Source organism: Kocuria palustris, from assembly GCF_007666205.1.
Taxonomy (GTDB): Bacteria; Actinomycetota; Actinomycetes; order Actinomycetales; family Micrococcaceae; genus Kocuria; species Kocuria palustris_A.
In genome coordinates, this window is sequence record NZ_VDOR01000001.1 from 238,056 (window position 1) to 248,158 (window position 10,103).

Annotated in this window: 12 protein-coding genes and 1 riboswitch; of the genes, 4 read left to right on the forward strand and 8 right to left on the reverse strand. The window is 70.7% G+C overall.

Annotated elements, in window-relative coordinates; genetic code table 11:
• Positions 1–114 precede the first annotated feature (114 nt).
• The 4 genes from FSY66_RS01080 to FSY66_RS01095 form a co-directional block, all read right to left on the reverse strand.
• A complete protein-coding gene (locus tag FSY66_RS01080) occupies positions 115–984 on the reverse strand; it encodes a MurR/RpiR family transcriptional regulator (protein WP_144790418.1) in 870 nt (289 codons plus the stop codon).
• 142 nt (positions 985–1,126) lie between these two features.
• The gene (locus FSY66_RS01085) at positions 1,127–1,306 is read right to left on the reverse strand and encodes a hypothetical protein (RefSeq protein ID WP_144790420.1); all 180 of its coding nucleotides are present in this window, start codon (positions 1,304–1,306) and stop codon (positions 1,127–1,129) included.
• Between the two features lie 95 nt (positions 1,307–1,401).
• Positions 1,402–2,733, reverse strand: coding sequence for a replicative DNA helicase (gene dnaB, locus FSY66_RS01090; RefSeq protein WP_260853292.1), 1,332 nt, complete (start codon positions 2,731–2,733; stop codon positions 1,402–1,404).
• Between the two features lie 397 nt (positions 2,734–3,130).
• Positions 3,131–3,406: a hypothetical protein gene (locus tag FSY66_RS01095; RefSeq protein ID WP_144790422.1), complete on the reverse strand. Its 276-nt coding sequence runs from the start codon at positions 3,404–3,406 to the stop codon at positions 3,131–3,133.
• A gap of 270 nt (positions 3,407–3,676) precedes the next feature.
• Between FSY66_RS01095 and FSY66_RS01100 the strand changes: the two genes are divergently transcribed.
• From FSY66_RS01100 to FSY66_RS01115, 4 genes are all read left to right on the forward strand, one after another.
• Positions 3,677–4,258 (forward strand): MarR family winged helix-turn-helix transcriptional regulator, encoded by a 582-nt coding sequence (locus FSY66_RS01100; RefSeq protein ID WP_144790424.1) that lies wholly within the window; start codon positions 3,677–3,679, stop codon positions 4,256–4,258.
• A gap of 160 nt (positions 4,259–4,418) precedes the next feature.
• Positions 4,419–5,555, forward strand: coding sequence for an LLM class flavin-dependent oxidoreductase (locus FSY66_RS01105; RefSeq protein WP_144790426.1), 1,137 nt, complete (start codon positions 4,419–4,421; stop codon positions 5,553–5,555).
• Entirely contained in the window at positions 5,552–6,223 is a 672-nt protein-coding gene (locus FSY66_RS01110) for a CE1759 family FMN reductase (RefSeq protein WP_144790428.1), read from the forward strand. Before FSY66_RS01105 ends, FSY66_RS01110 begins: the two co-directional genes overlap by 4 nt.
• A 146-nt stretch (positions 6,224–6,369) precedes the next feature.
• A riboswitch (TPP riboswitch) is annotated at positions 6,370–6,462 on the forward strand.
• Positions 6,452–8,077, forward strand: a complete 1,626-nt coding sequence (locus FSY66_RS01115) for a bifunctional hydroxymethylpyrimidine kinase/phosphomethylpyrimidine kinase (protein ID WP_186304338.1) — start codon at positions 6,452–6,454, stop codon at positions 8,075–8,077. (Overlaps the previous riboswitch by 11 nt.)
• A 96-nt stretch (positions 8,078–8,173) precedes the next feature.
• Here FSY66_RS01115 and rplI read toward each other — a convergent pair whose 3' ends face one another.
• The 4 genes from rplI to rpsF form a co-directional block, all read right to left on the reverse strand.
• On the reverse strand, positions 8,174–8,623 hold the full coding sequence (gene rplI / locus FSY66_RS01120) for a 50S ribosomal protein L9 (RefSeq protein ID WP_144790430.1): 450 nt from the start codon (positions 8,621–8,623) through the stop codon (positions 8,174–8,176).
• 18 nt (positions 8,624–8,641) lie between these two features.
• On the reverse strand, positions 8,642–8,878 hold the full coding sequence (gene rpsR, locus FSY66_RS01125) for a 30S ribosomal protein S18 (RefSeq protein WP_006214361.1): 237 nt from the start codon (positions 8,876–8,878) through the stop codon (positions 8,642–8,644).
• Between the two features lie 115 nt (positions 8,879–8,993).
• On the reverse strand, positions 8,994–9,587 hold the full coding sequence (locus tag FSY66_RS01130) for a single-stranded DNA-binding protein (RefSeq protein WP_144790432.1): 594 nt from the start codon (positions 9,585–9,587) through the stop codon (positions 8,994–8,996).
• Positions 9,588–9,718: 131 nt separating this feature from the next.
• Entirely contained in the window at positions 9,719–10,066 is a 348-nt protein-coding gene (gene rpsF, locus FSY66_RS01135; RefSeq protein WP_144790434.1) for a 30S ribosomal protein S6, read from the reverse strand.
• Positions 10,067–10,103 lie beyond the last annotated feature (37 nt).

The window sequence follows — 10,103 nt, forward strand, 5'->3', positions numbered from 1 at the left end:
GGGCCGGGGGTCCGGACGAGCATCCGCACCCATGGGTCATCCTGTGTTCCAGAATGACGTGATCTGGTTCATTCTGTGTCGCACGTTACATCCATCATCGCGCCCCGTACAGCCTCAGGATCCGTCCGCCGCCCCTGCCTGGAGCTCGGCCTCGGACTCGAAGCGAGCCACGCGCGTCATGCCGGCATCCCCCAGGATCTCCGTCACCGCCGCCACGAGGCTCTCGGTGATCGCCGTCGCCGCCACGGCGGAGTCGAACGGCGAGGCGCTGTCCACCCGAGCAGGCAGCACGTGCCGCGCGACGTCCGCGATCGGGGAGAGCCAGCTGTCCGTCATCAGCGCCACGGTCGCGCCGCGCCGGCGCATCTCGACGGCCAGCTCCTGGCTGTCCTTCGAGTACCGGCGGTAGTCGTAGACGACGAGCACCGTGGAAGCAGCCGCGGACAGGACGGCGTCATGACGGGCGATGGCCTCCCGCGGCAGCAGCTGCACGCCGGGGCGCAGCAGCTGCAGGTGCCGCACCAGGTAATCGGCCTGGAGCTCGGAGAAGCGGCCGCCGGTGACCATCACCCGCCTGCCGGCGTCCGAGAGCAGACGCGCCACCGCGGTGAACTCGGACTCGGGGATCTGCGCGTACGTGGCCTGCAGGGCTTCCAGCAGGGTGCGCCCCGAGCGGGCCAGGACGCCGCCCTCCCCCTCGGCCTCGCGCTTCTGCTCGTACTGGCGCAGCGGGGAGCCGTCGTCGTTGAGCTCGGCGATCAGCGCCCGCTGGAAGTCCTGGAAGCCCGCATACCCCAGCCGCCCCGCGAAGCGCAGGACCGTCGGCGCGCTGACCTGGGCCTCTGCAGCCAGCTCCGCCACGGTGGTCAGGCCGGCGCCGGGATAGCGCGCCAGCAGCGTGCGGGCGACCTTGCGCTCGGCATTGCTGAGCTCCTCCATGGCCTCCTGCACGCGGAGGCGGATCGAGGGCAGGGGATTCGACATGGATCGAGCCTAATGGCGCGGTCCGGCCGGTCACGCCCGACGGCAGTGCATCGGCCTGCGGCTGCGGGGGCGACAGGGCGAGGAGGGCCCGATCGCCATGATCGGGCCCTCCTCGGGTCATGCCGTCGTCAGCCGGGAAGGATCAGTCGGAGCCCTGCGCAGACGCGGCCTCATCGTCCTGCCGGGGCATCACCTGCTGCGCCGCCTCATCCGCTGCAGGGGTGGCGGCGGTGGTCTTGACGCTCTCCTCGCCGCGTCCGTCCTCCTGCTGCTGCTGCGCAGGGCTCGTGTTCTCGGGCGTGAAGGGGGTGTTCTCGGACATGGTGCTCCTCTCCGGACGGCCGGGCATCGAGAGCCCGTCCGTCTCCTCGGTCGATATGCCTCCAGGCTAGGCGCGCCCCGAGGGGCCCGGGAAGCTCAGAACGCCTCGTTCGCCATGTTCGCGAAGCGCGAGTAGTGCCCCTGGAAGGCCACCACGATGGTCTTGGTGGGGCCGTTGCGGTGCTTGGCCACGATCACATCGGCCTCCCCGGCGCGCGGCGACTCCTTGTCGTAGACGTCGTCGCGGTGCAGGAGGATGACCATGTCGGCATCCTGCTCGATCGAGCCCGATTCGCGGAGGTCCGAGACCATCGGCCGCTTGTCCGTGCGCTGCTCGGAGCCTCGGTTCAGCTGCGACAGCGCGATCACGGGGACATCGAGCTCCTTGGCCAGCAGCTTGAGGGCACGGGAGAACTCCGAGACCTCCTGCTGACGGGATTCGACCTTCCTTCCCGAGCTCATCAGCTGCAGGTAGTCGAGCACGACGAGCTTCAGATCGTGCTTCTGCTTGAGGCGGCGGCACTTGGCCCGGATCTCCATCAGCGACATGTTCGGGGAGTCGTCGATGAACAGCGGCGCCGAGTCCAGCTTGCCCATGGTCGAGGCGATCTTGCCCCACTGCTCGTCCTGCAGCGTGCCCTTGCGCAGGTCCTGCAGATTCAGCGTGGCCTCCGCCGAGAGGATCTTCAGCGCGATCTCGTTGCGCGCCATCTCGAGCGAGAAGATCGCCGTGGTCATGTGGTTCTTGATCGCCGCCGACCGCGCGATGTCGATCGCGAACGTGCTCTTCCCCATGGCCGGCCTGGCCGCGATCACGATCATCTGCCCGCCCTGCAGCCCGTGGGTCAGCTCGTCGAACTCCACGAAGCCCGTGGGCACACCCTGCATGCCGGCCCGCCCGCCGGCGTCCTCGATCTCCTGGACGGTGGACTCCACGACGTCCTTGAGCACCACGTAGTCCTCGGAGTTGCGGCGCTCGGCCACGGTCATGATCTCGGACTGGGCCTCGTTGACCAGGACCTCGACCTCGCCGTCCTGCGAGTAGCCGAGCTGCACGATCTTGGTGCCCGCGGTGACCAGACGCCGCAGCACCGCGCGCTCCTGCACGATCTCCGCGTAGAAGCCGGCATTGGCGGCAGTGGGCACCGAGGAGATCAGCGAGTGCAGGTAGGCCGGACCGCCGGTGCGCTCGAGCTCGCCGCGCTTGGTCAGCTCGTCGGCCACGGTGATGGCGTCGGCGGGCTCCCCCTTGCCGTAGAGGCTCATGATGGCCTCGTAGATCGACTCGTGCGCCGGCTTGTAGAAGTCGACGCCGCGCAGCACCTCCACGACGTCCGCGATGGCGTCCTTGGACAGCATCATGCCGCCCAGCACCGACTGCTCGGCGACGTTGTCGTAGGGGGGTGTGCGGATCGGGTCTTCGTTCACGGCGGGCCTTTCCAGCGGGGACTGCTGCCAGGACGACGACGGCCGCCCGGCCCGCCCATTCTGGCCCACCCCGCAGACGTCGCAGGACGCCCGGCGATGGCTCTTGAAGTTACATGGATGAGGTTTATCCACCAGATGTGGACAACTTGTGGACGGCCTGTGGGGCGCGCCGCGGGAGCCTGTGCGCAGACGGTGCAGATCTTCGTCGCCGCTGTGGATATCCACAGCCCGAAGTGACGTGAACGAAGGGTGAATGCCCAGGTCAACGAGGCGTTTCCGGACTTCTCCACGCCGTGTGCACAACTTTCCACAGCGCATGTCCACACGGGTGAGCGTGTTCCCACAGCCCTGCTGATCGCACCGCGGGGCCGTGGAGAACCAGTCCTCGGCGCCGCGCTCAGGCGCCCAGCGCCAGCTGCAGCAGCAGGATCAGCGTGGCCGGGCTGACCACGACCGACAGGATCATGACGAGCACGTTCCACGGCCGGTGGGGCCGGTGCGAGACCACACTGGCCAGGGCGGTGAGGAACGCCCCCACCTCCGCGATGGTCGCCACGATCAGCCCGCCGAAGAACGATGCCGTCATGACCGCTCCCGACCCGGTGTTGCCGAGCCCGAAGGCGGCCGCGAAGGCCAGCAGGCCCACGATCCACAGGACGATGGCGATCGGCATCAGCCGGGCCTCCGCGCGGCCGCCTCGCCGCTTCCCGCGGCGCGGGCCGCGACCGGGGCCCGACCGCGCGGACGAAGTGCCGGCCGCGGCCGTCGACGGCCGGCTCGCGGCCGGGCGGGAGCTGGAGCGGGGGCGTCGTCGATCGTCGCGGGAGGAGCGGGACATGGCGCAGATGGTGCCACCGGAATCTGTGCGCGAGCGCACGGCAACGTGAGCGGCAACCCGCAGGCCGCGACTGATGACGCGTCACGTGAAAGGTATCCTGGGGGCATGACCTCTGCATCCGACACCGAGCCCCTCGCCGCCCCCGCCGCACAGGACCAGCCCTCGGACCCGGGCACGTCCGCGAGCGAGCGCGGCCCGTCGGCGGATCGGGATGTCGACTGGCTCTCGGCGCACGAGGAGACCGTCTGGCGTCGCTGGCTCGCCGTGAGCAGCCGTGTGCCCACCGCGCTGTCCTCGCAGCTGCAGGCCGACTCCGGCCTGTCCCTGCAGGACTACGACGTCCTGGTCATGCTCAACGACAGCGCCTCGTGCTCGTGCCGCATCACCGAGCTCGCCGGCCTGCTCGACTGGGAGCGCTCCCGCATGTCGCACCATCTGACCCGCATGGAGAAGCGCGGCCTGATCGCCCGCTCCGCGGCGCCGGACGACGGCCGCGCACAGCTCGCCGCGCTCACCGAGGCGGGCCGGCAGGCCCTGGCGGCCGCCGCCCCGGGCCATCTGGGGGCCGTGCGCCGGTCGTTCTTCGACGCGCTGGACGACCAGGACATCGAGGACCTGGACCGCATCACCTCCCGGATCGCGCGGAAGCTCGACATCCGCCGCCCGGACTGCATGCCGATCGACTGAGCCCCGACAGCGACGACCGCCGCACCGCCGCCGGTGCGGGGGTGCGCCGGTGCGACCCAATGATTGACATGTCACTCAAATAGCGCCAGACTCGTCCGTGAAACGTCACGCGAAGGGTCGTCCGCCGGCCCCGCGGCTCGTCACCCAAGGAGTGAGCACCATGCAGTTCGGCATCTTCACCATCGGCGACGTCACACCGGACCCCACGACCGGCAAGGCGCCCTCCGAGGCGCAGCGCATCCGGTCGATGACCAGGTACGCGCTCAAGGCGGAGGAGGTGGGCCTCGATGTCTTCGCCACGGGCGAGCACCACAACCCGCCGTTCGTGCCGTCCTCTCCGACCACGCATCTGGCCTACATCGCCGCGCAGACCGAGCGCCTGCGCTTCTCGACGGCGACCACGCTGATCACCACGAACGATCCCGTGAAGATCGCCGAGGACTACGCCTTCCTGCAGCACCTCTCCGGCGGCCGCGTGGATCTCACGATGGGCCGCGGCAACACGGGCCCGGTCTACCCGTGGTTCGGCAAGGACATCCGCCAGGGCATCCCGCTGGCCATCGAGAACTACCACCTCCTGCGCAAGCTCTGGCGAGAGGAGGTCGTGAACTGGCAGGGCAAGTTCCGCACCCCGCTGAACAGCTACACCTCGACCCCGTGGCCGCTGGACGACACCCCGCCGTTCGTGTGGCACGGCTCGATCCGCTCGCCCGAGATCGCCGAGCAGGCGGCCTATTACGGCGACGGCTTCTTCCACAACCACATCTTCTGGAACATCGAGCACACCGCCTCGATGGTCGACCTCTACCGGCAGCGCTTCGAGCACTACGGCCACGGTGCCGCGGACCAGGCGATCGTGGGTCTCGGCGGCCAGTTCTTCGCCGCCGAGACCGAGGCGGAGGCCAAGCGCGTCTTCCGCCCGTACTTCGACAACGCGCCGGTCTACGGCCACGGCCCCTCGCTCGAGGACTTCAGCCGCATGACTCCGCTGACCGTGGGCACCCCCGAGCAGATCGCCGACCGATACCTGGGCTACGCCGATCAGGTGGGCGACTACCAGCGCCAGATGTTCCTGCTCGACCACGCCGGGCTCCCGGAGGAGATGGTCCTGGAGCAGATCGAGATCCTGGGCCGCGAGATCGTCCCCCGCCTGCGCGAGGGCTTCGAGTCCCGGCGCCCGTCGCACGTCCCCTCCGACCCGCCCACGCACGAGTCCCTGCGGGCCCAGGGGCCGGACTCCCCGCATCGCCAGGTCATCAGCGCCCAGCCGCAGGACGAGGAGGCGCAGACCCGATGACACGGCAGCTCGTCGTCCTCTCGGCGGGGCTGTCCTCGCCGTCGTCCACCCGCCTGCTCTCCGAGCGGATCGGGCAGGCGGTCGCATCCCGGGTCGGCGCCCGCGGCGAGGCCCTCGAGGTCTCCCATGTCGAGCTGCGGGACCTGGCCCTGCCCCTGGCCCGGGCGATGACCACCGGCGGGCTCCCCGACCCGGCGCTCGACGAGGTCAAGCGGCAGATCGCCGGGGCCGACGGCCTGGTGGCCGTCACCCCGATCTTCCGCGCCTCGTACTCGGGGCTGTTCAAGATGTTCTTCGACGTCCTGGACGACGAGGCGCTGATCGATCTTCCGGTGCTCATCGCCGCGACCGCCGGCACCCCGCGGCACAGTCTCGCGCTGGATCACTCCCTGCGTCCGCTGTTCGCCTACCTGAGGGCGGTCGTCCTGCCCACGGGCGTCTTCGCGGCGACCGACGACTTCGGGTCCGGGGACACCGGCGCGCTCGAGGCCCGCATCGCCCGCGCCGCGTCGGAGATGGCAGCGGCGATCGTCTCCGACTCCGCCGGCGTCGAGGGATTCCTGCCCGCCGACGAGCACGAGCCGGGGGCGCGCTCGCGCACCAGCGGCGTGGACCTGGGTCCGGCCCCGGACTTCGCGCAGCTGCTGAAGGGCCATGACGGATCCTGACCCCTGAACCGTCGCAGGCCGCGCCACGGTCCACGAGATGGCCGTTGACATCGGTATATGTTGCATACGACATCCGACACCCACGAGGGCGTCCCGTTGCGGGACGCCCTCGGCGCTGTGACCGGGGCCCGTCTGCCCTACAGTGGGCAGCGGACACGGGGTGCGCCGCGCGCGCTGAGATCACACCCGTGGAACCTGATCTAGCTCGCACTAGCGAAGGGATGTCCCATGATGTCGCCGCTGAACTCCCCCCTCCCCCGAGTGCTGTCGATCGCCGGCACCGACCCCACCGGGGGCGCGGGCACCGCCGCCGACCTGAAGTCGATCACCGCCGCGGGCGGGTACGGCATGGCCGTGGTGACAGCCCTCGTCGCGCAGAACACGCACGGGGTCCGCGAGGTCCATCTCCCGCCCGCGGACTTCCTGACGGCTCAGCTCGACGCCGTCGGCGACGACGTCGAGCTCGATGCGGTCAAGACCGGCATGCTCGGCTCGGCCGACACGATCCGCGCCGTCGCCGACTGGTGCCGCGCCCACCCGCCGCAAGTGCTCGTGGTCGATCCGGTCATGGTGGCCACCAGCGGGGACCGGCTGCTGGAGCCCGAGGCGGAGCAGGCGCTGATCGGCTTCTGCGCCACGGCCGCCGTGATCACCCCCAATATCGACGAGCTCGCCGTGATCACAGGCAGAGCTGCCGCGACCACGGAGGAGGAGGCCATCGAGCAGGCCCGCGGCTGGGCCGCCGCGAACGGCGTCGCCGTCGTGGTCAAGACCGGCCACCTGGGCGGCCGGGAGGCCACGAGCACCTGGGTGAGCCCCGACGGATCCCGGATCGCGGTCCCCTCCGCTCGGGTGGAGACCACCAGCACGCACGGCACCGGATGCTCGCTCGCCTCGGCCCTGGCCACGCGACTGGGGGCAGGCGACGACCCCGCAGACGCCCTGCGGTGGGCCAGCGACTGGCTGCACGAGGCCATCGTCCACGGCGGGTCCCTGCGGGTCGGCTCCGGCAACGGCCCCGTGGACCACTCCCACCGCTCCCGTCGTCTGCAGGCCGCGGGCTCCGCCGATCCCTGGCTCTCCCCCGATGCCGTCCCCGCGACCCTGCAGGCCCCGGAGGACCTCGGAGCGCCCGAGACCGAGCGCGCCGGCTCGGGCTCCGGCGCGGCCCCGCAGGGCGATGGCTCCGGGCCCGAGGCCGCCGTTGAGGCGGCGGGGCCGTGGACGCGGGCGCTGTGGGAGGCGGGGAAGCAGACCGCGGCGGCCATCGACGACTCGATGTTCGTCTGCGCCCTGCTCGACGGGAGCCTCAGCGAGCGGGAGTTCTCGTTCTACCTGGGCCAGGACGCGCACTATCTCAACGGCTACTCCCGCGCTCTCGCGGCGCTGTCCGCGCGCTGCGACGACGCGCAGGACCAGCTCGCCTGGGCGCAGTCCTCCGCGGAATGCCTCACGGTCGAGGCCGAGCTGCACCGGACCTGGCTGGGGTCGCGTCCCGAGGCCGCCGCCGTGCCCCCCGGCCCGGTCACCGCGGCCTACACCGACTTCCTGCTCTCCCGGACCCTCGGCGGGGACCGCTGCGTGGGAGCGGCCGCCGTGCTGCCGTGCTACTGGCTCTACGCCCAGGTCGGGGCGACCCTGCCGGAGGTGGATCACGAGCACCCCTACGCGGCCTGGCTGGAGACCTACCGGGACCCCGACTTCGTCACGGCCACCCGCGACACGCTGGATCGGGTCGAGCGAGAGCTGGCTGCGGCCTCCCCCGCCACGCGCGCAGCGGCCGCCCGGGCCTACCTGACCGCCTGCCGCCACGAGCTGGAGTTCTTCGAGCAGTCCCGTCGCCTCCTGCGCTGAACCGCGCCGTGCCATGCCATGACGACGAGCCGCCGTCCCGGTGCGGGACGACGGCTCGTCGGAGGCGCGGGCCGCTGCCGGCGGCCTGCCGCGGGATCAGGCGGGGACGACCTCGAACTCGATGTTCGCGTTGACGTCCTCGTGCAGGCGCACGCTGGCCTGGTACGTGCCCACGGAGCGGATCTGCTCGCGGATCTCGACCTTGCGCTTGTCGATCTCGCCCAGACCGGCGGCCTTGACGGCGTCGGCGATCTGCTCGGCCTTGATCGAGCCGAACAGGCGGCCCTCGGCGCCGGCCTTGGCCGGGACCTGCACGGTCGCGGAGGTCAGCGAGGCGGCCAGGGCCTGCGCGTCCTCGAGGGAGGCGAGCTCGCGGGCCGCGCGAGCGGTCCGGATCGACTCGATCTGGCGCTCGGCGCCCTTGGACCACGGGGTCGCGAAGCCGCGGGGGAAGAGGTAGTTGCGGGCGTACCCGCTCTTGACCTCGACCACGTCACCGGCGGAACCGAGGTTGGACACCTCGTGCGTCAGGATGATCTTTGCCATGAGTGTGTTCCTTTCCGATCAGCGGCCGGAGCCGGCGTAGGGGAGCAGGGCGACCTCACGGGCGTTCTTGACGGCCTGGGCGATCTTGCGCTGCTCCTGGACGGAGACGCCGGTCACACGGCGCGCGCGGATCTTGCCGCGGTCGGAGATGAACTTGCGCAGCAGCGCAACGTCCTTGTAGTCGATCTCGGTGACGCCTGCGGCCTTGAGCGGGTTGGCCTTCGGCTTGGGCTTGCGAATCTCATGCTTCGCCATCGTGGTGCTCCTTCTGAAGCGTGGAGCCCGCAGTGGTCTGCGGGATGGAAATATGTGCTGTCTTCCGGGGTTCCGCCCGGTCGGTGCGAGGTCTCAGGCGCGCAGGGCCCGACGATCAGAACGGCGGCTCGTCGTCCTGGCCGGTGCCCCAGTCGTAGCTCCCGCCGGCGGACTGGCCCCAGGGGTCGTTCTGCGGGGCCGACTGCTGCCGCCCGCCGCCCTGACCGCCCTGGCTGTAGCCGCCGGACTGCTGGCCGCCGCCTCGGTTCCCGCCGAAGCCGCCGCTGCCGTCCCAGCCGCCGGACTGCTGACCGCCGCCGAAGCCGCCGCCACCGCCGCCGCCTCGGGACTGGCGGTTCACCTTCGCCGAGGCGAACTTGAGCGACGGGCCGACCTCGTCGACCTCGAGCTCCATCACCGTGCGACGATCGCCCTCCTTCGTGTCGAAGGAGCGGGACTTGAGCCGTCCCTGGGCGATGACGCGCATGCCCTTCTGCAGCGACTCGGCGACGTTCTCCGCCGCGTCGCGCCACACCGAGCAGCGCATGAACAGCGTCTCGCCGTCCTTCCAGTCGTTGGACTGGCGGTCGAACTGGCGCGGGGTCGACGCGATCGTGAAGTTCGCGACGGCCGCACCCGACGGCGTGAAGCGCAGCTCGGGATCAGCGGTCAGGTTGCCGATGATGGTGATGATGGTGTCGCCGGCCATGGGGACTCTCCTTCCGGAGAACTCGCAGTTGTGGAGGTGGTGCGCTCCCGCCGCGGCTCAGCCGGTCCGGCCGGTCTGCGGAGGGGAGGGCACCGAGGGCCTCTCGCGCCGCCGGGCGGCGCAGGAGATGCTCAGGCCTCGTCGGCGGCGGCGACGGCCTCGCCGTTGACGTCGTGGTGCGGGTGGATCCGCTGCTCCTCGGGCCGGATGATCTTGGTGCGCATGATCGCCTCGTTGAGGTTCAGCACACGGTCGAGCTCCTGCGAGGTCGCGGGCTCGGCGTGGAAGCGCACGACGGCGTAGATGCCCTCGGACTTCTTCTGGATCTCGTAGGCGAAGCGACGGCGGCCCCAGATGTCGATGTTGTCGACGGTGCCGTTCTCGCGGGTGACGACCTCGAGGAACTTCTTCAGGGTCGGCTCGACCGCGCGGTCGTCCACCTCCGGGTTGATGATGACCATCAGCTCGTATTCGCGCATGGAAAGAACCCACCTCCTTCGGGCTGGAACGGCTGCG